This is a genomic window from Acinetobacter sp. LCT-H3 (assembly GCF_001866125.1).
Lineage (GTDB): Bacteria > Pseudomonadota > Gammaproteobacteria > Pseudomonadales > Moraxellaceae > Acinetobacter > Acinetobacter schindleri.
Window position 1 is genome coordinate 1 of sequence record NZ_MODX01000033.1, and the last position, 23,678, is coordinate 23,678.

Sequence of the window (23,678 nt, forward strand, 5' to 3'; positions counted from 1 at the left end):
TTTATGAAAGAGGTCTAATATCAAGTAAAATTCTAATTGACGATTAGAGTCAGGCATCGGCAGTCGATTTGCTTTTTCCTGCGTAATCGGTTGATATTTTCAGGGATGTCATCAATTGGAAAGGGTCCTAAATAATGCTCTCGATGTGGACTAAGCTGTGTTTTTACAATCAATTCAGGATTCTGTTTCCAAGTGACGACTTCTCCTTCCTGAGGGAGATGAGCTTGGTCTTTTGATGAGCAGGCTATAAGTGGGACAAGATAGCCGGCTAAGATAAAGCATTTCTTTATTTGCATTGTTTTTCTCTTTAAGCTTTATTCTTGGATGGACTAGTTAAGGTTTATTTATAAAAAAACACAGATCTGTGCCAAATTTTATTTCTCTAAAGATTTAAGCGATTAACAAAGCAATATCAATTACAGCTAAACGACTAATTCATTATAAAAATAAAAATCTTTGAGGTAAGATTAAATCCAACATGATTAGACGTATCTAGATTTTATAGATACCCAGATAAGGATCAAAGCATGCAACAAGAAGTCATCATTGTCGGTGGTGGGATGGTGGGTTTAAGCCTCGCACTGATGCTGGCGAAAACCGGGATTGCGGTCAAACTGTTAGAAGCAATCCAATACCCAGATTATGATGATATCAATCTTGCTCCCTATCACTCCAGTTTTGATGCCCGTAACAGCGCTTTATCACGCCGTAGTGTACAGATTTATCAGGAGCTGGGTCTGTGGGATGCTTTACAGGAACATGCCACGCCGATTCTGGAAGTGAATATTACCGAACAGGGCAGCTTTGGTAAGGCACGTCTGATCGCTGAACAGGAAAAAGTCGAAAGCTTTGGTCAGGTGATTGAAAATGCCTGGCTCGGTCGCGTATTGCTGACACAAGTCAAAAAAGAGCCACTCATTGAACTGATCGATGGCCTCCAGGTAACGTCTCTCATCCAGGATAAAGACTTTGCTTATATTGAAGCACAGCGTGGCGAGACTGCTTTAAAACTGCAATCCAAACTGGTAATTGCTGCGGATGGTCGCGATTCTTTCTGTCGTAAGGCACTGGGTATTGGCGCATCGGTACACGACTATGATCAGGTTGCGATTGTCACAACCGTACAAACATCAAAACCGCATCAACATGTCGGTTTTGAACGTTTTAGTCCTTTAGGACCTTTGGCTTTGCTACCTCTTCCAGGCGAATACCGTCGTTCCGTGGTATGGCCAGTTCCTAAAGGTACCGAGCATGAATGGCTGGGTGATGAAAATGATCAGCACTTCCTGCATGCTTTACAACAGACTTATGGTGATCGTGCCGGAAAATTCCAGAAAACTGGTAAGCGTTTCAGTTTCCCATTATCGCAAGTCCTGGCAGAAAAGCAGGCAGTTGGTCGTGTGGTGTTAATGGGGAATGCAGCGCATACGATTCATCCAGTTGCAGGACAGGGCTTTAACCTGTGTATGCGTGATGCTTATGTACTGAACCGTTATCTGGCAGAACAGCTGGAACAGGGGGCTGATCTGGGCGATGCTCAAATGCTGCAAGATTATGAAAAATCACGCCTGAAAGATCAGCAACGTGTGATCAAGTTCTGTGATTCAGTCGTACGTGGTTTTAGCAACCAGAATCCATTCCTGAAACTGATCCGTAATACCGGCCTGGTGGCTTTTGAAAATATTCCAGGCATCAAGCCACTTGTAGCCAACTATGCAATGGGACTCAAAGCATGACAGAACAAACTCAGGTATTAGATGCTGTCATTGTAGGTGGCGGGCTGGTTGGTGGCTTAACGGCATTATTACTTGCTCAAGATGGCGTACAGACCACCGTGCTGGATGCTGCACCGATTTTAGATACTGAAAAGACACTAAGTGTTGCCAATCCACGCGTATTGGCACTCAGCCAGGCCACTATTCATTTGCTAAAAACAGTAGCGGTTTGGGAAAAACTTGCACGTCAGCAGCCATATACAGGTATGCAGGTCTGGAATAAAAATGGTTATGGTGAAATCAATTTTGGTCAGCCTTCCAAGAAAACACCAAAAGTCGAGCAGGCGCTTGGTTCTATGGTTGAGCCAAGTATTCTGAACCTGGCCATTCAGCAAAAAATGCTGCAAGAACTGAAAGATTACCGCACACAGGTCAAAGTTAGCCGGGTAGAACGTGGGGTAGGAGTCTGGATTGTACACCTTGCCGATGGTACCCAGCTCAAAACCAGATTGCTGATCGGTGCAGATGGTGCCAATTCCTTTGTCCGTGAACAGGCCTTTATTGACATTGATGTCCTGGACTATAAACAGGCCGGTATCAGCTGTGCCATTAAGACCGCGCAACCCCATCAGCATGTTGCACGCCAGATTTTCTTGGAAACTGGTCCATTGGCTTACTTACCAATGGCAAGCTTAAAAGCTGAAGAACAGGGGCATTGGCAATCGATCGTCTGGACTTTGCCGGATGATTATGCTGAAGAATATGCAGCCTTGTCAGATCAGGAATTTATCCAATTACTGACCCGAGAAAGTCACCATATGCTTGGTGAAGTGCTCGAAGCTAGCCCACGAGCAACTTTCCCGCTTAAAGCACGTGCGGCTCAGCAATATGTGCAAGATGGACTGGCCCTGATCGGTGATGCTGCCCATGTGATTCATCCACTCGCGGGACAAGGTGTCAATATTGGCTGTTTGGATGCGGCAGTGTTATGTGATGTGTTACTGCATGATAAAACGCGTGGCGTCTGGGCACATGAGCAAACCTTACAGCGCTATGAACATCTGCGTAAGGGGCAAAATGATGCCATGATGCACAGCATGTCTGCGATTGGCTGGATGGAAACCACTCAACTTTTCCCTGTGGTTTGGGCACGTAATTTGGGCCTGAAACAGGTTGAACAGCTGCCTGTATTAAAAGATGCTTTTATGGCGCAAGCCAATGGCTTGGGACTGCTCAAAGATACCCGCTACGCCGTCTGACCTGGAATTGTTATTTTTTAAACAATCATATGTAAAAAGAAACGAATTTGTTTAAAAAAGATACGATTTTTTAATATTTGGTACTAGGCGAAACACAAAGAGATTGCTAAATTTCAGGTAATTTACAACCTAGTTTAAATGCACATGTGATGGTCATTTGTGGGGGACATGAATATGACAGATATGAATGAATATGATGAAGCAGAAGATGCTGTCGTTGATGATGATGAAGCGAAAGCAGCAGAGAAAGGCGCTGCTGAAGGTGATGAAGTTGTTAGTGATACAGACGTTCTGGAAGCTGAAACATTGACTGTGACAGCGAAGCTAAAAAAGCGTCAGGCACTTGAAGATGAGGTGGCCGCGTTCCTGGCTCGCGGTGGTCGAATTACTGAAGTGCCGGCAGACGATTCAGTACGCGAATAAGTCGTCTACCTCCTGAATATAAAAAAACACCGCGGATTACAGTGGTGTTTTTTTATGCCTATCTTTCTCTGGAAAAAGCTATTTAGTCATTGGCACCCGTCAACTCAAGTGCACGTTGGTAAGCCACTTTCTTTTTGATACCGGTCAGATCGGCTGCCAGCTGGGAAGCTGCTTTCACAGAAAGATCCTGTAATAAACGGAGTAACAGCTTGTCGAGTTTTTCCTGATCCATATCTTTTTCGACAGTCGCTCCACCCACTACCAGTACGATTTCACCTTTTTGCTGGTTGGCGTCCTTGGCAATAAACTCAATCAATTCACCCAAGGTCATCTTTCGGATAGTTTCAAACGTTTTGGTAATTTCACGGGCAAAGCCAACCGGACGATCAGCACCAAACACATTCGCCATATCTTTCACACATTCCAGAATCCGGTGCGGTGCCTCATAGAAAATCATGGTCTGGGTTTCATCTTTGAGTTTTTCCAAATTGAGCAGACGCTGGCTTTGTTTTGATGGCAGGAAGCCTTCAAAGCTGAAACGGTCACTCGGTAAACCTACTGCGCTTAATGCAGCAATTGCAGCACAGGCACCCGGTACAGGTATCACACGAATATTGTGTTCCTGTGCAGCACGCACGAATTTAAAGCCTGGATCACTAATCAATGGTGTACCCGCATCACTGATCAGTGCCATGTTTTCGCCATTGAGCAAACGTTGAATAAGCTGATCTATCTTGTTGCTTTCATTATGGTCGTGGCAGGCTGTCAGTGGAGTGGAAATATTAAAATGCTTGAGCAATTGCATAGAAGTTCGTGTATCCTCAGCAGCAATAAGACTCACCGACTTCAACACCTCAATTGCACGATAACTAATATCATCTAAGTGCCCGATTGGAGTCGCAACAACAAATAACTGAGCACTCATAGGTTTCTCCATGTGGAATAAACAGAATTATAAAAAACGGAAGAATATTAAAAAAATATTGGGTTTGAGCTTATTGGGCTGCATCGGCAGCGTGCAAGCGGAAATTCTGGTCATTCTACCCGAATCTGGACCTTTGGCGCGAGCTGCATCGAATATCAAACAGGGATTCATGAGTGCCTATATGGCATCCGGGCAAAAAGTGCCGATTAAATGGGTGAATTCTGATCAGAAGAAAATGTCACAATTACTGAAACAGCATGTCAATAAAAAGACGCAGCTCATCGTGGGGCCACTGGCACGTCAGGATATTGAAGCACTGGTTCAGGCCCAACCCAAAGTCAAAACCCTGAGTCTGAATGACAGCATGAGCAGTTCACCTCAGCTTTGGCAGTTCAGTCTGTCTAAGCATGAAGATGCAATTGCTTTACAGAAGGTACTGACGAAGGATCGAATTCAGTATTTGCAGATACTGCGTCAGCCCGGAAGTGAGACCGAGCATGAACTGATGTTGATGTCTTTGCTCAGTGTAGGGGATCTGCAAGTGGATATTATCGATATTGCACCAAAATCTTTGTCCTCTAAACAGGGTTTATTACTCATGGGCAATCCGGAGTGGTTGGCCGCAATGCGAAACCTGCCGAAGAAACGGCTTTATACCGTATCCAATGCGATTGACCAGCATATAACTTTGACTAAAGGTATTAAATTTTGTGACGTACCTGCACTGTATACTCATGCCTGGCCAGATGTATTGAATGCCTATCAGCAGGCGCCGGTGCAGATGTCCTATCAGCGGTTAATCGCCTTTGGTGGAGATGCCTGGCAGATCAGTCAGCTGTATTTAAGTGACCAGAAAGCCGAACAGCTACAGTTTCAGGGTCGTACCGGACATATTCAGGTCAATGCTGAGGGACTGCGACGTATGCCCGCCTGCTTTGAATATACCAGCAAGGGCGTCAAGCTGATTTAACTATTATGCGTATCAGTCAGCAATTGGGAAAATGGGCAGAACAGCAAGCGCTTGCCTTGTTGCAGCATCATGGCTTTCAGTTGGTCCAAGCCAATTATCACAGCCGTTATGGTGAAATTGATTTAATCGTGCAACATGCTCAAGAGCTGGTTTTTGTGGAAGTAAAAGCACGGGCAAGTACAGATTATGCCAATGCACTCGAGTCAATTTCCCTTAGCAAGCAGCGGAAAATGATGAAAACTGCTCTTCATTTCCTGCAAAATCATGAAGAATTTCAGCATTTTTTCTGTCGTTTTGATGTGATTTGTTTTGATTTTAATCAACATTTTGCAAAAACCATACAGCATGATTTTTGCAATTACCTTTATGATTCGCAATGGATTGAAAATGCTTTTACTTTTGATCAAGAGTTTATTAATCTTTGAACAACACAGGCTTTTCTTTGTGCGATTTTCTGTACAGAGATTATGGTAATGTTCAAGGAAAATAAAAGTTGATCAATATTGCGCGACAGAATTTATTAAATTGAACAAAGACGTATTAAACAATAAGGAGTCTTGCTGAGTGGTTAAACGTATTGTAATAACAATGTTATGTGTCGCAAGTTTATCGGGCTGTGCCAGCTTTATTTCAGGTGGTACAGGCACGGCTCCTGTCGGTACGGATCAAGGGGCGCGTACCCTTGGACAGGTTTTTATCGATTCTTCAATTGTGCGTACTGCAAAAATTAATCTTTATAAACTTGATTCACGATTCAAACAGTCGCGAGTCAATATTGAGAGTTTTCATGGTCATGTATTATTGACTGGTCAGGTGCCAGATGCGCATCTGAAACAACTGGCTGAAGACAATGTCAAAGCCATGAGTGATGTGAAAGCCGTACATAACTTTATTACTATCGGTAACCAGATCAGTTATGGCACCATCATGCAGGATACCGCAGCAACGGCAAATACCCGTGGCCTGATCATGAAAGCGCCTGTAGTTGCAGACAGTAAGGTACATGTGCATACCGAAGATGGCGTGTTATATGTGATGGGCCGTCTAAACAATGCTGAAATTGCTGATCTCAATCAGGTGCTGGCGCAAGTCGGTAATGTCACTAAAATTGTGACCCTGATTGATAATGTAGAAACGCTCAGCAATTCAACCAGCCAAAACTTTGCGACCACAGCTTCATCAAGTGCCTTGGTGCAAACTCCAGTTGCGATTGATCCTGATACAGTTGAACCAACTTATGCACAATAAGGTGCACTCTTTTAAAGCCAAGCTGTCGAGTCATCTGAACGTTGCAAGACAAATCTACCGGGATTTTCGCTTATATGATCTCGGTAGCTATGCGCTGAACCGTTTTACTCCCAAAGCAGGTTATAGCGCTGAACGGCATTTGGCCTATGGCCTTAAAGCGCGGCAGCGTTTTGATCTGTATCGTAGTGCACAGCCTTTGGCACATCGCCCCTTGATTGTCTTTGTCCATGGTGGTGCCTGGCTACATGGGGATAAGAAAGAATATCAGTTTATTGGTGAGGCTTTTGCCCGTGAAGGCTATGACGTGGTGGTTCCAAATTACCATCTGGCGCCAGAACATATCTTCCCGCAATCTGTGGATGACTTGCATCTGCTTTTGGATCATCTGCACACTGCGGCAGCAAAGCTGCAGATTTCATCAGAGAATATTGTATTGATGGGACATTCTGCCGGTGCGTTTAATGTGATGTCAGCGGTGTACTATCCGCAGCCGCATAAAGCAGAGCGGCTGGCGAATATCCGCGCTATCATTGGTTTAGCGGGGCCTTATCATTTTGACTATAAGGATGATCCGATCTGTGCTAATGCCTTTGATCAGGCAGTGCCTTATCAGCAGGTGATGCCACTGTACTTTGTACAACCTCAGCCTTTGAAGCATTATCTGTTTATTGCTGAAAAAGACGATATCGTGGGACATTTCAATAGTCATGATCTGGATCGGGTATTAAAGCAACATGGTAACCATAGTCATGTGATCAGTATTCCAAAGCTCGGACACATTACTATTGTTGGATCACTTTCCAGCCTGTTTAGCCGCTTCTTTGTAACCAAGTCTAGAGTACTGTGGGCACTAGAAGATGCATTTAAATAATTCATTCTATTGAATGTAAAAAGCCCGGATTTAATACCGGGCTTTTTGTTTATAAATTGGCTTACAACCAGGCTTGAGTATCATCAGCCACGGGCGTGCCTTGCGTGATATGCATAATCATAGAATGTGCAATGCTGCCTTTGAATGGAATTTCTGGCAGGGCATCCAGCTTAAAGAATTGCGCATCACTGATTTCTTCTTCCTGCAGTTTGATCTCACCAGAAGCATATTCTGCTTTAAAGGCAATCATCAGATTACTTGGGAAGGGCCAGGGCTGGCTGGCCAGATATTGAATATTTTTGACTTTAATTCCGACTTCTTCTTCCGTTTCACGACGGACTGCTTCTTCCAAAGTTTCACCGACTTCGACAAAACCGGCAATCAGTCCATACATCTGGCTGGTTTTATTACGGGCATTTTTAGCCAGCAAGATTTCATCTTTACCACGGGTAATCACGGTAATCACACAGGGCTGTACGCGTGGATATTGACGGTAGTGGCAAGCGAGGCAGACCATAGCATATTCTACGGCGTGGGCTTCGGTTGGTGTACCACAATGACTACAGAAACGATGATTGCGACGCCATTCCAGTAGCTGTACAGCGCGGCTGGCCTGTTCAAACTGGCGAACATTCCAGTATTGCAGTAATTGACGGATCGGAACGAGTTGCAGACCTGGGGGGATTGGTTCATCAGGGAGGAGGTCACGGGCAATCACCTGATCACCCGTACCGAGCTGTATGTCACTTGCTAGCGCTTCCACTTGGGGAAGCTGGAGATTTTCATCGACTAAAAGTTGCTGTTGTTGAAAGATATACGCAAGTGACAATTTAGACATTAGGCTACAGTTTTCAGTTTTTGACTACTGTCCAATGCTACCTTAAACATTGACTGTAATACAGGCTGTTTGCTCTTTAAATTGTCAATGAGCATATCCGCGCTGGCGAGTGGATCAAGCACGCGATTGACGTCATCGGCACTGAGTGCGGTAGCAGATTCAATCCGGCTTTGGATAAAGTCAGCTGTTGTGCTTAGTGCAGCCTGACCATTTTCAGCGTTCAGGAACAGCATTGCACCCGCAATTTCACGGATCTGATTTGGCAAGCTTTCTAATGTTTGCAGGTTCTGGTCCTGCAAGTAATTCATTAGGGTGTGGCTGGCAAGTTCGATCAGCGCTTTGGTCTCGCTCAGTAAAGCGGCATGTGCTTCATCCAGACGATCCAGTGAAATATTCATGTTATTTACACGGAGCTGTAAACGGCTAGAGGTATGATGACGTTCTAGTACCCCAATCGAGTTCATAGCAGACAAAATCACATTCATGAGCTGCTGGGCAAAACCTTCATCTTTCAACACTTCAGGTTGACTGAGTGAAGCAGCCTGACGAGTAAGATCATTAGAAGCTTCATTCAGGTTCAAAACCTTGAAGATGTTTGCCATGCTATTCAGCTGAACCTGCAATTCCTGAGTCTTTTCAGGAGTCATGTTGTGATAGTTGTATTCGATGTCATTACGAATCTGTGCCATTTCAGCAGTGACCAGATCACTGATGGTATGCATGGTTTCAAAATCAGGACCATATAAATGACGGCTGAAGACCTGTAATTGGGTATCGGTCAGTGAATCTTCACCGATATTCAGCTTGCTACGGATATGATGAGCAATGTCATCTTCCTGGCTGATACATAAGCTCAGTATATTCGCCAGGTCAGCAATGTTCGCCTTGAAACGGTCTGGGGCATTGAAATACTGTGCCATATTACGCTCAACACTGATCAGGGTGCGTAAACGTGGCTCGTTGATCAGGATCTCATCGATATGATTGAACGCCACATAGACCAGATTCCAGTACTGTTTGCTTGGGTGCTGCTCAGAAAGACCTGCCAGATAAGTCCCCACCAGTTTGATCGCTTGTAAGTCCAGATCGCTTTCTTCCTGCTTAAGCAGTTTATTCAGCGATAGCTTGTACAGGCGATGCACATAAACAGACTTCTCCAGTCCAGGTGCTTGCGGCAGATCAAAATCAGGCGTGATCAGGTCGAGCAGGGACTCAATCTGATGGCCTTCAGTAGTCAGTGGCTTGCCCAGAGCAAGTTCCAGCCGGTTTAAAGTATCCAGCAAAAATTGTGGAATTTTGACTTCACGCAAGCAAATGAACTCGATATAGCGCTTCAGCATGGTCGTCCCTTCACTGAGGGCGATCACTTCTGCCGTGTTTACGTTGGCAGGATTCCCCATGATCTTGCGCATAAGCTCAGCAGAATATTGAGCGACTTTGGCCAGGCTTGGCATATCGATCAGTGCAAGAACTTGTGCGCACTGTTCGAACTGGTTGAGCGCATCATCAATCCCAAAAGGCAAGGTCTGATCTTCTACCAGTGTGCTGACTGCTGATTCAACCAATTTGATCGAATTATCAACCTCATTTTTTATTATCAGTAAAGCCGTAGGGTCAAAATGTATAGAGGTTTGGTAAGACATTGATCTGCACCTTTCCTGAAGTTTTATCTAATAGTTGAGGCCTGCTGCAACTGGCAGGACATCTTTGTATTTACTATAACTGAACTGTTATTTTTTTTAACATAAATTGTTAACTGAATAATGGATTTTATTTTGCGAAAAGGCAAGGCGCGCCATGTTTTTCTTCATATTGTTTGACCCAGTTCTCATGTTCGCTCAGTTCTTCATCAGATGGCAAAATTACCGGTAGATCAATTTCAATTTTCACACTGCCTGAGCTGGCATTTTGTTCTTCACTATGTGACAGGGCATCCATATCAAAAGAAACCTGACCACCGGTCATCGCCAGGTAAACATCGGACAGAATTTCTGCATCGAGTAATGCGCCGTGGAAAGTACGGTCACGCTGCGGAATCTCATAACGACGTACCAGGGCATCAAGAGAGTTTTTCTGGCCCGGATGACGTGACTTGGCCATCGCCAGGGTATCCGTGACTTCACAGACTTCTGACAGGGTTTGAAAACCAGCCCGTTTGAATTCCATATCCAGGAAGTTCATATCGAAGGTCGCGTTATGCGCGATGATTTCTGCGCCTTTCAAGTAATCGAACAGAACTTGAGAAATATCTTCAAATAAAGGTTTGTCTTGCAGGAACTCATCAGTAATGCCGTGGACATTAACTGAATCACCTACCGGTTTTTTCGGATTGATATAAATATGAATCGAGCTGCCGGTGAGTTTGCGATTCACCATTTCAATCGCGCCGACCTCGATAATCCGGTCACCATCCTGATAATAGAAACCGGTGGTTTCTGTATCGAGAATCAGCTGACGAGGACCAGATATATCTAATGTGGCTGGAGTAATCACAATCTGCGGGTGCAATTGAGTCTCTACTAGCACTTGTTCAGCAGCGACAGACTGATTGTTTAAGTGAGTTTCCATGGTCACTTCAGTTACATCTGCCATGAGTTCATCCATTTCTTCAGCTTCAGCCAGTTCCAGGCCAAAAGGGTCATCCAGTAACCAGTCTTTTTCAGGCTTTTTTATATCTTGTATTTTTGTCTCAGCGCTTGCTGCAAAATCAATTGCTGGAACATGACGGGATTTTTCGCCATTTTTTAAGGCGAGATCCGCACCCAGATTAGCCAGCTGATCGGCCATTTCATTACCCTCATGGCCAGCATGTCCTTTGATCCAGTGCCAGTCAATCTGACGGCCCTGGCAAACTGCATCCAGCTGTTTCCATAAGTCAGGATTTTTGACATCTTTCCAGTTTTTACGTTTCCAGCCTTCGATCCATTCAGTGATACCTTTTTTGACATAATTGGAATCGGTCCAGATCACCAGCTTGGCATCTTTGGGACAGACAGAAATCCCTTCTATGGCAGCCATCAGTTCCATACGGTTATTGGTGGTCTGAAGCTCGCCGCCATAAATTTTATGCTCATCTGAACCGTTCTGAATATAGGCACCCCAACCCCCTACAGCGATTTCCTTACCATTGCCGCGGCATGCGCCATCCACATACAGTGTGATTGTTTGAGACATAAACCAAATCCGATCAAAAAAGAACAAGCTGAGCGGGATATTGTATAACGCAAATACGTTTGAATAATCCATATCTCCGCGATTTTTTAATTTCTTGTAACATTTAACGTCAAATCGCGGTAAATTATTAGCTTGTGTCGTCGACATGCTTAATTAAAATGGCATATCTAAAAAATAAATTTTATACAAGTTGTTTGGATTTCTTTATGTATAAACCAACCGCATTCATGTGGCAGCCATCGTTACCTTCATTTTTAAAAGTCTCAGTTCTCGGCACTGCGCTTGCATCCTTAGGTTTAACAGGTTGTTCGACGACACAAAGCGCGGCAGGGTCCAAGCATAAACAAACAAGTTCGAATTATTTAGGCGCCGACAGTCTGGATAGTCTGGAAGATCTTTTATCCGCGACTGATATGCGTGCGGTAGAAGGCGACCGACTGTTGGTACTGAAACACGGTGATGTGTGGAAGCGCATGACTGTCGGTTTCAAGATGAATCTGGATGTCTGGAATCCGCGTATTGATGCCCAGCGTGGCTGGTTCGCATCACGTCAGCCATATTTAGAGCGTTTAAGTGCGCGTGCTTCACGTTATTTATATTACACAGTAAAAGAAGCTGAACGCCGTGGTATGCCGACTGAGCTGGCATTGCTTCCAGTGATTGAAAGTTCATACGATCCGGCAGCAACCAGTAGTGCAGCTGCAGCGGGTCTGTGGCAGTTTATTCCAAGTACCGGCCGTATTTATGGTTTAAAACAGACCTCGATGTATGACGGCCGTCGTGATGTGGTAGAGTCGACTCGCGCTGCTTATGAGTTTTTAGGTGCATTATATAATCAGTTCGGTTCATGGGAACTGGCTTTAGCATCCTATAATGCCGGTCCAGGTCGTATTCAGCAGGCGATTAACCGTAATAAGGCTGCTGGTTTGCCAACTGATTACTGGTCGCTAAAGTTGCCGCAGGAAACCATGAACTATGTTCCTCGTTTCATGGCAGTGGCACAGATTGTAAAAAGTCCAGCCAAATATGGCGTGAGCCTGCCACCTATTGCCAACCGTCCGCACTTTCGTGAAGTCAGTGTTGGGGCAGCCAGCCTGAATGAAATTGCTGCAATTACCGGTTTAAGTCGGGCTGAACTGTATCAGTTGAACCCAGGGCATCGTGGAGACAGGATTGATCCGGACAGTCCGCGCCGTATTCTAATTCCAGCTGACCTGAGTCCCTCCATTGATGAAAAACTGAAAAAGCTTCAATCCTCTTCTTCAGGTTTATGGGCAAGCTCTACCAGCACTTTACCGAAGAATAATCAGACGATTACGCCAGTAAAAACCACGCCACCTGAGCTGAATAGCAAAACAATTACGCCAGCTAAACAGACACCGCCTGCAATCACGGCCTCAACCACGACAACTATTAAACCTGCAACGCCTGTAACCACTACTGCAAGCAAAGCGACGTCCCCAGCAACGACCACAGCGATTGTTACTGCCGCTGCAACACCAGCAGCTACAAGTACAACCAAACCCAACCAGACTGCCCAAAGCAAGACCAGGGTCAGCACACCAAGAGGTTCTTCAGCTTTGGCTGATTTTGCTGCGAAGAGTGAATTACCTATTCCAAGTGCACCGCGTATTCCAGTTGCAGTGACGCCGGTAACACCTGTGCAACCGATTCAGGTTGAACCGCCAATTTCTGCAAAGGAACGTGAACAGATTCGGGCGGCGGTTGTGGCAGAGGAAATTCCAAAGTCTGTAGATGAAATCCTGAAACCGGTGGCGACAGCCGCAGAACAGGCAGAAGTGGTGGAGGAACTGAAAGCACTGGCACCTGCGGGTACCGAAATTGTCGATCCTTATGATGGCAAGATTAAGCTGACTGCGATTCAGACCAGCCTTTCTGTAGCAGAACAGCAGGGTAAAGAACTAACCAAAGGTTTCTCTTATCCAAAAGGCGTAACGGAAAGTACCAAGGCAGATTCAGTCGAAGCGAAATTGAACCAAGGCAAGAATTACGTTAAAACAGATTCGGAAGTTGTGGTTGTTGCACCAAAAGGCAAGCGCAGTACCTACACGGTTTTACCGGGTGACAACCTGGCTTTGATTGCTGCTAAAAATGGAGTGAACTGGCGGGATGTGGCGAAATGGAACCAGATTGATCCAAATGCCACTTTATATGTCGGTACCACGATCTATCTTTATGATGCCAAACCTGTTCAAGAAGCATCAAAACCTGCTGCAAAACCAGAAAGCTATGTGGTACAAGCCAATGATTCACTCACCGGTGTAGCCAGCCAGTTTGGTTTAACGGTAAAACAGCTGGCTGACTATAATGGTTTGAGCACGACCAGCGGTCTATTTGTCGGTCAAAAACTATCCTTAAAAGAAACTGCTGCTTCTAAAGCGAAAGTTGAAGAAACCAAAAAAGCGGAAAGCAGTAAAGTTCAGACTAAGCCTTATACCGTTCAGCGCGGCGAATATCTGAAACTGATTGCAGACCGTTATGCACTTTCGAATGCGGAACTGGCTGCGTTGACGCCAGGTTTGACTTCAGGCAGCAACCTGATGGCAGGTCAAAAAATCAACGTACCTGTGAATGAAGCTGAATCTGCAAGCTCAGGCAAGAAAATTGAGCAGAAGTTTGAAAATATTAAAGTGGACCAGACTGCAACTGAAAACTATCAGGTAAAACGTGGTGAGACGCTGTATAGCATTGCCAATCAGTCCAAACTCAGTGTGGCTGAACTGGCAGCCTTAAATGGCTTTGCTGCCAATAGCGGTTTACGTATTGGTCAAACCATCAAGATTCCTGCGGGCAGCACTATGCCAGAGAATTATACTGTGCAGTCGGGTGATACCCTGACAGGAATTGCGACCAAATATAACCTGAGCATGGATCATCTGGCGAATCTGAACGGTTTATCCCGTAATGCTGGCCTGCGAGTAGGACAACGTCTGAAATTGACCGGAGATGCAGAAGCAGCTCGTGAAACTGTGACTGAGCAGGCGGTGAAAGGTGTGAAGTCAGACACCCACATAGTGAAATCAGGTGAAACCCTCAGTTCAATTGCACGCGAGTACAAGTTACAACTGAAATATCTGGCTGAGCTAAATGATTTGTCTGTATCGAGTCCATTACGTGTCGGAGAGCGTCTGAAGATTGATGGTGATCTGCCAGAAACTAAAAAGGTAGATGAGATCAAAGCAGTTACCACGACTGTTTCATCTAAGGCCACAGAAAGCTATACAGTGAAGTCAGGCGAATCACTTAACGCGATTGCCAGTCGTCTGGGAATTACCACCACAGAACTTGCCAGTTTAAATAATCTGCGTGCTAATGCAGGCTTGCGTGTGGGCCAAAGTCTGCAAGTCCCTAAACGTATTATGGAATATAAAATCAAGCGTGGCGACACACTGATCGGTTTAGCCTCACGTTATGGCATGGACAGTAGTACACTGGCAGAAATGAATGACCTGAAACCGAATACTCAACTGCGTATTGGGGATGTGATCAAGGTTCCAAATCTCTAAAGCCGAAATGATACAGGGAGTATCTGAATGCCGTTTGCTGTTGCAAAGCGCCTGATTTATATCTGTGGAATTTCGGTCATTACTCAGGGGGCTTGGGCTGCACTGCAGACCACCCCTTATATCGCCATTCATAGTCAGCCCAAATATGCCGGGCTGACACATTTACCCTATGCCAATCCTGCAGCACCCAAAGGTGGCTATCTCAGCCAGTCTGCCAATGGTACCTTTGATAACCTGAATGCCATGAATGGCAAAGGTACAGCAGCAGATGGCGTGGAATACCTGTTTGATACGCTCATGGTCAGTTCCCTGGATGAGCCGGGCGTGATGTATCCCTTGCTGGCTGAAAAAGTCACCTATGATCCAAAAAAAACTGCCTATGTGATTTATCATCTGAATCCCAAAGCACGTTTTAGTGATGGTACGCCAGTCACTGCAGAAGATATAAAATTCAGTTTTGATACATACACAACCAAGGGCAATCCAGGCTTGCAGATGTATCTGTCAGATCTGGATAAAACCGAGGTACTATCCAGGTACCAGGTCAAGATGAGCTTCAAGTCGAATAATAATTCGGAAATGCCGCTAATTCTGGCGCAGATGCCTATCTATTCTAAGAAAAACTGGCAGGACAAAGACTTTACTCGTATCACTATACAGCCCATTTTGGGTTCAGGACCTTATCTGGTTGAAAGTATTGATGCGGGGCGCAGCATTAGCTATAAACGCAATCCAAATTACTGGGCGAAGGATTTACCTGTTAACCGGGGTAAATATAACTTTGATCGCCTGAAGTTTGTTTATTACCGCAATATGGATGTTGGTTTTGAGGGTTTTAAGTCTGGTCAATATACCGTACATCAGGAATACACCGCACGTAAATGGGTAACGGAGTACAATTTTTCAGCCATCAAGGACAAGATGGTGGTGAAATACAACTTCAACCATGAAAACCCGATTCCGACACAAAGCTTTGTATTCAATACTCGTCGTGCACCAATGCAGGATATCCGCTTTCGTCAAGCCTTAACTTATGCCTATGATTTTGAGTGGCAGAACAAGGCGCTGTTTTATGGTCAATACCACCGTTTACAAAGTTATTTTGCTAATAGTGAGCTGGAAGCGAAGGGCATGCCTTCAGCTGAAGAACTGGCGATTTTAAAGCCTTATCTGGCTAAGTTAGATCCGATTCAGCGTGTTGGTGTGCTGAAAGACTGGAAATATCCAGTTTCGGATGCTTCGGGCTTTAATCGCAAGAATTTACTGGTCGCGCGGGAATTGTTACTCGAGGCGGGTTACCGTTATCACAATGCGCAATTAACTGATCCAAAAGCTAAGCCGATTCGACTTGAGTTCCTGATTCATCAGGATGGTTTGCAACGTACCTTAATGCCTTTTATACGTAATCTGAAACGGCTGGGTATCACGGTGAATATCCGTCATGTCGATGTACCTCAGTATATTGAACGTATGCGCAGTAAAGATTTTGATATGACGACCAATGTCTTGCCACAGTCTCTCAACCCGGGCAATGAGCAGGCACAGTTCTGGAGTAGTGCGTCAGCAGATCAGCCGGGTAATTACAATTATGCGGGTATCAAAAATGCTGTGATTGATGATGCTATTACCAAGGTGATTCAGGCACCGGATCGCCAGCAATTGGTGATTCGTACCAAAGTATTGGATCGTCTGCTGCGTGCTGGTTATTATCAGATTCCGACCTATGGGAAAGGCGGCAACTGGTATGCTTACTGGAATATGTATGAGCAGCCAAAGATCAAGCCAAAGCTTGCTGTTGGATTCGACTTCTGGTGGAGTAATCCACAAAAAGCTGCACAAGTGAGCCAATATTTACGTCGTCAAAAATAATAAGGAATATCACTGACAATGGGAACCTACATACTTAAGCGGCTCTTGCTGATTATCCCAACTTTATTTTTGATTCTGCTGATTAATTTCATTGTCATTCAGATTGCGCCGGGTGGACCGGTCGAACAGGCCATTCAACAGGCAGAAACTTTTCAGGGCATGGGCGGAACCACAGGTGCAGAAACTGCACAGTCCAAAAGCAGCTATCAGGGTGCCAAAGGCCTGAGTGACGAGATGGTGGAAAAAATCAAGGCCCAATATGGTTTTGATCAGCCCGCTCATATCCGTTTTTGGGAAATGCTGAAAAGCTATGTACAGCTAGATTTCGGCATCAGTTTCTTTAAAGATAAACCTGTAACTACATTATTGTTGGAAAAATTACCAGTTTCTCTGTCATTGGGACTGTGGAGTACTTTGCTGATTTATCTGGTCTCGATTCCACTCGGGATCCGGAAGGCGCGTCAGCATGGCAGCCTGTTTGATAAATCCACTTCGATGCTGCTCGCCGTGGGTTATGCCATTCCGGCTTTTGTCTTTGCCATTTTACTCATCGTATTTTTTGCGGGTGGTTCCTATTTCCAATGGTTCCCATTGCAAGGGTTGGTATCGGAAAACTTTGCTGAATTGTCTTGGTTCGGAAAAATTAAGGATTACTTCTGGCATATGACCTTGCCATTGCTGGCGATGGTAATTGGCGGTTTTGCTGGGCTGACTTACTTAACCAAATATTCTTTTATGGAAGAGCTGAGCAAACAGTATGTACTGGCAGCACGTGCCAAGGGCTTAAATGAATCGCGTGTGCTATATGGACATGTCTTTCGAAATGCCATGCTTATTGTCATCGCGGGTCTGCCGGAAGCACTGGTCGGGATCTTCTTTGTCGGTAACCTGTTTATTGAAATTATCTTTAACTTAGATGGATTAGGTCTGCTTGGCTTTGAAGCGATTGTACAGCGTGATTATCCGGTGATTTTTGGGACCTTATTTATCTTTACTTTGCTTGGGCTGATTCTGCGTTTGATCAGTGATGTGATGTATCAGGTGATCGACCCGCGAATTAACTTTGACTCGCGAGGTGCCAAATAATGTCACCGATCATGCGAGCGCGCTTGCAGCGTTTTAAGGAAAATAAACTCGGCTTCAGCTGCTTTATTATCTTTATCATTATTTTCATTTTGTCCTTAGGTTCAGAACTGATTGCTAACGATAAACCGTTGCTGGTGAGATATGACAGTTCACTGTATGTGCCGGCATTTAAGACTTATCCGGAAACCACATTTGGTGGTGTGTTTGAAACTGAAGCAGATTATAAAGATCCCGTCGTCCAGCAGTTAATCAATGCTAAGGGCTGGGCATTGTGGCCACTGATTGAATATTCCTACCAGACGCCAAACCTGGAACTGGCAGTGCCTGTGCCGTCTGAACCCACGCCACAAAACTGGCTAGGGACTGATGACCAAGGTCGTGATGTGTTGGCACGAATCCTTTACGGTCTACGAATATCATTGCTGTTCGGCTTTGCACTGACCATCGCATCTGCCGTGATCGGCATTATAATCGGTGCGATTCAGGGCTACTATGGTGGCTGGATTGATTTGGCAGGGCAACGCGTTCTGGAAGTCTGGGGCGGCTTGCCGATGCTGTTTATGGTGATGATTCTGGTCAGCATGTTTACCCCAAACGTGTACTGGCTATTCCTGATCATGCTGCTGTTCGGCTGGACTACCCTGGTTGGTCTGGTACGGGCTGAATTTTTACGGGCACGTAATTTTGACTATGTGCGTGCCGCGCGTAGCCTTGGTGTTTCTGATCGCGCGATTATCTTCCGGCATATTTTACCCAATGCCATGAGTTCGAGTCTGTCCCAGTTACCCTTTATGCTGACGGCTAATATTACCGCACTGACAGCACTGGATTTTCTTGGCTATGGATTGCCACCTGATGCGGCTTCACTGGGTGAATTGCTGCTACAAGGCAAAAACAATCTGAATGCGCCGTGGCTGGCTTTATCCGGCTTCTTTACGCTGGCCATAGTTCTATCTTTACTGATCTATATTGGGGAGGCGACGCGTGATGCATTCGATCCAAGACGTCAATAACGCAACACCGCTTCTACAGGTCGGAAATCTGCAGATCAGCAGTCTAGATCAGGTGCTGGTACAGCAGCTGAGTTTTGAACTGTCTGCCGGGCAGACCTTGGCGATTGTCGGTGAAAGCGGTTCAGGTAAATCGATTAGTACTCTGGCAATCTTGGGTTTGTTGCCAAGAAATTTAAAGGTACAAGGCCGGGCGGTATTAGATGGTCAGAATTTACTGACGCTTTCTCAGCTCCAATTACGTCAGATTCGCGGCAAGAAAATTGCCATGATCTTTCAGGAGCCGATGACGGCACTCAATCCCTTGCATCGGGTAGAAAAGATCATTGGCGAAACCTTGTTGTTGCAGGGCTGGTCTAAAGCCAAGGCACGAGAACGGGTGCTGGAGTTACTGAAGGATGTTGGTATTCCTGAACCTGAGGACAAACTAAGACGTTATCCGCATGAATTATCTGGTGGCCAGCGTCAGCGCGTGATGATTGCCATGGCATTGGCACTAGATCCAGATATCCTGATTGCAGATGAACCAACTACAGCACTCGATGTCACCTTGCAAGCCCAGATTTTACATTTGCTGAAATCTTTACAGCAGAGTCGGCAGATGGCGATGATTCTGATCAGTCATGACCTGAATCTGGTGAGACGCTATGCTGATCAGGTGATTGTCATGAACAAGGGCTGCGTTGAAGAGCAAGGTGGAGTACCACAAATCTTTAATTCACCCCAATCAACTTATACCCAAGACTTGCTCAATCATGATTTTGGTCAGGCACTGCCTTTAGAGCAAACTGAAACCTTGCTCGAACTCAAGCAGGTAGAAGTCAAATTTCCCATCAAACAGGGTCTACTGAATCGCATTAAGGGCTATATCACTGCTGTCGAACCGCTCGATTTAAGCATGCTGCAGGGACAATCGATTGGAGTAGTAGGAGAAAGTGGTTCAGGTAAAAGTTCACTTGCTTTAGCCATAGCACGATTGATTGAAAGCCATGGTCAGATCCTTTTGGAAAATCAGGATTTGAATCAATTGTCTGAAAAAGCCTTACGACCATTACGTAGTAATTTTCAGATCGTCTTCCAGGATCCATTTAGCAGTCTGAATCCGCGTATGACCATTGAACAGATCATTGGTGAAGGGTTGGGCTTGAAGGCGATGACCGAGGAGCAAATCCGTAGTCGTGTCGAGGAAGCTTTAGTGCGGGTAGAGCTGCCCGCATCTTTTAAAGACCGCTATCCGCATGAGCTTTCTGGGGGGCAGCGTCAGCGTGTATCATTGGCAAGAGCATTGATTTTAGAGCCAAAACTTTTAATTCTGGATGAGCCGACTTCTGCGCTGGACCGTACTACACAACGTGCAATTGTGAAACTGTTACGTCGTATCCAACAGGAAGAAGGAATTAGCTACCTGTTTATCAGTCATGACTTACAAGTGGTACGTGCACTCTGCCAGCAGGTTTTAGTACTGCATCATGCACAAGTTATGGAGGTTCAGGAGACTGAACAATTATTCCTGCACCCAAAAACTGACTATACCCGCCAGTTAATTGCAGCCAGCCAATATTAAAACTACAAATCTTTTTAAATGAAATTGACATGGGTCATTGTCAATTTCTTGCTGACAGGGTATAACACCGACAGAATAAAAGCATAATGTTTAGGAAAAAAGTATGACACAACTGGCAGATTCAATTCAGATTCGTAATACCCTCTTTAAAAACCGTATCATCAAAGGTGCTATGAGCGAGGCACTCGCTAATGATGCTGGTCAGCCGAATGACTCACATTTGAAACTCTACGAAGCCTGGGCTAAAGGCGGGCTAGGTTGTGCGATTACGGGTAATGTCATGGTGGATTTTCGTGCCAAGAATGAACCGGGTGTTGTAGTCGCTGAAACAGAACGTGACCTGAACAAGCTTAAGGCTTGGGCAGAAGTTGGCAAACGTCATGGTATGGTACAACTGGTGCAGTTGTCACATCCAGGACGTCAGTGTCCAAAAGGGTTGAACCGGGAAACTGTGGCACCATCGGCAGTGCCATTTAGTCCGGCACTGGCTGTCAGTTTTGGTACCCCACGTGAACTGCGCGAAGATGAAATTCTGGATATTATCCAGCGTTTTGCAACTTCTGCTGCAATTTGTGAAAAAGCAGGATTTGAAGGCGTACAGCTTCATGGTGCACATGGCTATCTGATCAGTCAGTTCTTATCGCCATTGACCAATAAACGTCAGGATCAGTGGGGTGGCAGTATTGAAAACCGTACTCGTTTCTTATTAGAAATCTATAAGGCAGTGCGTGCTGCGACTTCAGAAAATTTCATTATTTCCGTTAAACTGAATTCGGCTGATTTCCAGCGTGGTGGTATCACCGAAGAAGATGTGATCTATGTCTTTAAAGCTATTGATGCAGTAGGCATTGACCTGATTGAAGTGTCCGGCGGTAGCTATGAAGCACCAGCAATGGCAGGCGTTAAGGCGGATAAACGTAAAGCTTCCACGATTGCCCGTGAAGCCTATTTCCTGGATTTTGCCGAAAAAATCCGTCAGGAAGTGAGCTGCCATATTATGGTGACTGGCGGTTTTAGAACTGCTGCTGGTATGAATGCTGCACTTGAGAGTGGTGCCTGTGATTTTGTTGGTATTGCCCGTCCGTTTGCAGTAGAAACTGATCTGGGGCAGAAGCTGGTAGCAGGGCAGGATGTACGCTATGCGGTAGAGAAGATTAAAACCGGTATTCCAATGATTGATAAAATGGCAATCATGGAAATCATCTGGTATGCCGCACAGTTTAAACGGATTGCTCAAGGTAAGCAGCCAAATCCCCAACTGTCACCATTAAAAGTTTTCCTGCATTATCTAAAAGGCAATGTCACTGCTGTGATTAAAGGACAGATTAATTCACGTAAATCTGCATAACCTGATCTACATATAAAAAGGCACCATAAGGTGCCTTTTTAAATGCAACAGATTTAGCTGAATTGCACCGCTTGGGTCTGGAAAGGAAACAGGATTTTAGAGACCTGTTGTGTCGCCCAAAGTCCAAGCTGCTGATAATGACAATGTGGTGCTACATAAGGCGTGAGAATCTCCAGTTTTTCTTCATTATTGTCACAACGCTTTAGATGCAAGCGAAGTTCTTCCAGCTTATGCTGCTCTTGCCGGCTGATTATCGGTGTTTGCGTCCGTAGTTGATGTGAAGAAAGCCGTCGAGCCAGTTCTGGACCTTGAATCCAGTCACGAATTATCTGTTTCTCTGTGGCATTAAATACGCCAAACATCTTGCCATCTGGATCATCAATCAGTTTCCAGAAACGGCTTTGCTCTACAGACAGTCCACGTTGGATCCAGCCTTTATCCATCATGACCTGTAGAAAATCCTGAATCTGCTCAGGTTGTGACAGCCACTCATTGATGGTCTTGCCGCTAAACTGGCATTTCTGGTTATGAATGTACTGACCAATTAAAGCTTTCTGCTGAAACAGTTTCAACACCTGGGCATCGAGATCCAACTCACGCACAATCTGGGTAGAACTTTTGCCTATGTCATTCAGCAAGTAACCCTGTTTGACCATTTCCAGATAGCGCTCCGGGTGTTCTGCAGAACGGTATAGATCTAGGAAAGCTTGCAGGGATTTTTGCGCATGGCCATTATGCGCATTATCAATCGTGATGTGCACATTAAAGTAATGCGGATTGATACCGAGTTCAGCCAGTTCATAATTGGTAATCAATAAATGTAGCGGTAGTTGTTCATAGCCCAGATTAAAGCCAATCACCAGCGGTAAATATTCAGCTGGCGCATAAGCTAAAGCCAACTGGACAGTTGCCTGTTCATAATAGCGGTCGTCGAGTTGTTCGCTATAGGCAGTGAGTTCATAGTTATTTAGCAGATCCTGATACATGGTGACATGGTTGGCTTGTGGGTGACCTAGCCCCAGCTCTTCCAGATAAATATGAATCAGGTCTTTAAGCGCCGGTTGATCCGCATGTTCCAGAGTAGAGTATAACCATGAGCCATCGACCATTTTTGTAGGTGCAACCCGGTAGAGAAATTCAAATGCATGCGATACCGTAGCAAAGTATTCACGTTGTCCGCCTTGTTTGCGACGACTGAGATAATCCTGAAATATGCCACAAATTTTATGATGTTCTTCTAAAAAATGCGTAGCAGCATGTTCGGGTTGATCGAGCCAGCTCATGGAACTTAGATCGATGTGCTGGATTAACTGATTGAGGTATTGTTCTGCCGAATCTGCTTTTGTTTTTTTAGAGATTTGCTCATCCAGAAAAAAATCCACCCAATCTTTGAAGCTTTTAGTTGGTTCTTGAACAAGATTTTCAAATGGGGGTGCAGTTAAACAAAATTCCGTACTCGTGAACATAATCTTATCCTTGCATATTGGCTCCTAACTTACCTTAGCCTTATGTGAAAGATCAGATGTCTGGTTTTTGTTCGATTTTATGGCGGAAAATACAAGGACTTTGCAAAAGTGCGTAAATTTTTAGAGGTTTATTATTTTGAATATATGGTAAAAATAAATGAAATTGAAGGCAATAAAAAAGCCCAGGTTACAATGCCTGAGCTTTTTTATAAGAAGATCATTTTAAGATAATCATCTCGAATATGGCGTCCCTACGGGGATTCGAACCCCGGTTACCGCCGTGAAAGGGCGATGTCCTAGGCCTCTAGACGATAGGGACAGTACAGAAGATAGATTTTAAAACCTTTACTTTCAATTTGAAGTAATGGCGTCCCTACGGGGATTC

Annotated in this window: 18 protein-coding genes and 1 tRNA gene; 13 read left to right on the forward strand and 6 right to left on the reverse strand. The window is 45.0% G+C overall.

Annotated features, from left to right (window positions below; genetic code table 11):
* The first annotated feature begins 527 nt into the window (after positions 1 to 527).
* From ubiH to BK820_RS13250, 3 genes are all read left to right on the forward strand, one after another.
* Positions 528 to 1,736 (forward strand): 2-octaprenyl-6-methoxyphenyl hydroxylase, encoded by a 1,209-nt coding sequence (gene ubiH / locus BK820_RS13240; RefSeq protein WP_071321190.1) that lies wholly within the window; start codon positions 528 to 530, stop codon positions 1,734 to 1,736.
* A complete protein-coding gene (locus tag BK820_RS13245) occupies positions 1,733 to 2,974 on the forward strand; it encodes an FAD-dependent monooxygenase (RefSeq protein WP_004810705.1) in 1,242 nt (413 codons plus the stop codon). The genes ubiH and BK820_RS13245 overlap by 4 nt, the downstream gene beginning before the upstream one ends.
* Positions 2,975 to 3,148: 174 nt before the next feature.
* Entirely contained in the window at positions 3,149 to 3,397 is a 249-nt protein-coding gene (locus tag BK820_RS13250) for a hypothetical protein (protein ID WP_004810703.1), read from the forward strand.
* Positions 3,398 to 3,479: 82 nt separating this feature from the next.
* Here the strand turns inward: BK820_RS13250 and rsmI are convergent, their stop codons facing one another.
* On the reverse strand, positions 3,480 to 4,322 hold the full coding sequence (gene rsmI, locus BK820_RS13255) for a 16S rRNA (cytidine(1402)-2'-O)-methyltransferase (protein WP_004810701.1): 843 nt from the start codon (positions 4,320 to 4,322) through the stop codon (positions 3,480 to 3,482).
* A 10-nt stretch (positions 4,323 to 4,332) separates the two neighbouring features.
* On the opposite strand from rsmI, the gene BK820_RS13260 reads away from it, so the two are divergent.
* The 4 genes from BK820_RS13260 to BK820_RS13275 all read left to right on the forward strand — a co-directional run bounded on the left by BK820_RS13260 (position 4,333) and on the right by BK820_RS13275 (position 7,411).
* Positions 4,333 to 5,292: a penicillin-binding protein activator gene (locus BK820_RS13260; RefSeq protein WP_071321191.1), complete on the forward strand. Its 960-nt coding sequence runs from the start codon at positions 4,333 to 4,335 to the stop codon at positions 5,290 to 5,292.
* A 5-nt stretch (positions 5,293 to 5,297) separates the two neighbouring features.
* Positions 5,298 to 5,717, forward strand: a complete 420-nt coding sequence (locus BK820_RS13265; protein WP_004810698.1) for a YraN family protein — start codon at positions 5,298 to 5,300, stop codon at positions 5,715 to 5,717.
* Positions 5,718 to 5,856: 139 nt separating this feature from the next.
* Entirely contained in the window at positions 5,857 to 6,540 is a 684-nt protein-coding gene (locus BK820_RS13270; protein WP_004810697.1) for a BON domain-containing protein, read from the forward strand.
* Positions 6,530 to 7,411 carry an alpha/beta hydrolase gene (locus BK820_RS13275; RefSeq protein WP_004810694.1) on the forward strand — a complete coding sequence of 294 codons (882 nt, stop codon included), beginning with the start codon at positions 6,530 to 6,532 and terminating at the stop codon, positions 7,409 to 7,411. Before BK820_RS13270 ends, BK820_RS13275 begins: the two co-directional genes overlap by 11 nt.
* A 61-nt stretch (positions 7,412 to 7,472) precedes the next feature.
* On the opposite strand, the gene nudC is transcribed toward BK820_RS13275, so the two are convergent.
* From nudC to dnaQ, 3 genes are all read right to left on the reverse strand, one after another.
* Positions 7,473 to 8,249 (reverse strand): NAD(+) diphosphatase, encoded by a 777-nt coding sequence (nudC, locus tag BK820_RS13280; protein WP_004810692.1) that lies wholly within the window; start codon positions 8,247 to 8,249, stop codon positions 7,473 to 7,475.
* Positions 8,249 to 9,892, reverse strand: coding sequence for a hypothetical protein (locus BK820_RS13285; RefSeq protein ID WP_004810691.1), 1,644 nt, complete (start codon positions 9,890 to 9,892; stop codon positions 8,249 to 8,251). Before BK820_RS13285 ends, nudC begins: the two co-directional genes overlap by 1 nt.
* Positions 9,893 to 10,019: 127 nt before the next feature.
* The gene (gene dnaQ / locus BK820_RS13290) at positions 10,020 to 11,423 is read right to left on the reverse strand and encodes a DNA polymerase III subunit epsilon (protein ID WP_034424132.1); all 1,404 of its coding nucleotides are present in this window, start codon (positions 11,421 to 11,423) and stop codon (positions 10,020 to 10,022) included.
* Positions 11,424 to 11,629: 206 nt separating this feature from the next.
* Between dnaQ and BK820_RS13295 the strand changes: the two genes are divergently transcribed.
* From BK820_RS13295 to BK820_RS13320, 6 genes are all read left to right on the forward strand, one after another.
* The gene (locus BK820_RS13295) at positions 11,630 to 14,950 is read left to right on the forward strand and encodes a LysM peptidoglycan-binding domain-containing protein (RefSeq protein ID WP_004810688.1); all 3,321 of its coding nucleotides are present in this window, start codon (positions 11,630 to 11,632) and stop codon (positions 14,948 to 14,950) included.
* 27 nt (positions 14,951 to 14,977) lie between these two features.
* The gene (locus tag BK820_RS13300) at positions 14,978 to 16,819 is read left to right on the forward strand and encodes an extracellular solute-binding protein (protein WP_004810686.1); all 1,842 of its coding nucleotides are present in this window, start codon (positions 14,978 to 14,980) and stop codon (positions 16,817 to 16,819) included.
* An 18-nt stretch (positions 16,820 to 16,837) separates the two neighbouring features.
* A complete protein-coding gene (locus BK820_RS13305) occupies positions 16,838 to 17,905 on the forward strand; it encodes a microcin C ABC transporter permease YejB (RefSeq protein ID WP_004810685.1) in 1,068 nt (355 codons plus the stop codon).
* Complete coding sequence (locus tag BK820_RS13310; RefSeq protein ID WP_004810683.1) at positions 17,905 to 18,918, forward strand: ABC transporter permease; 1,014 nt, start codon at positions 17,905 to 17,907, stop codon at positions 18,916 to 18,918. The genes BK820_RS13305 and BK820_RS13310 overlap by 1 nt, the downstream gene beginning before the upstream one ends.
* Entirely contained in the window at positions 18,893 to 20,479 is a 1,587-nt protein-coding gene (locus BK820_RS13315) for an ABC transporter ATP-binding protein (RefSeq protein WP_071321192.1), read from the forward strand. The genes BK820_RS13310 and BK820_RS13315 overlap by 26 nt, the downstream gene beginning before the upstream one ends.
* A 103-nt stretch (positions 20,480 to 20,582) precedes the next feature.
* On the forward strand, positions 20,583 to 21,827 hold the full coding sequence (locus tag BK820_RS13320) for an NADH:flavin oxidoreductase/NADH oxidase family protein (protein WP_071321193.1): 1,245 nt from the start codon (positions 20,583 to 20,585) through the stop codon (positions 21,825 to 21,827).
* Between the two features lie 53 nt (positions 21,828 to 21,880).
* Here the strand turns inward: BK820_RS13320 and BK820_RS13325 are convergent, their stop codons facing one another.
* Entirely contained in the window at positions 21,881 to 23,293 is a 1,413-nt protein-coding gene (locus BK820_RS13325; RefSeq protein WP_071321194.1) for an iron-containing redox enzyme family protein, read from the reverse strand.
* A gap of 243 nt (positions 23,294 to 23,536) precedes the next feature.
* A tRNA-Glu gene (locus tag BK820_RS13330) sits at positions 23,537 to 23,612 on the reverse strand.
* Between the last annotated feature and the right edge of the window lie 66 nt (positions 23,613 to 23,678).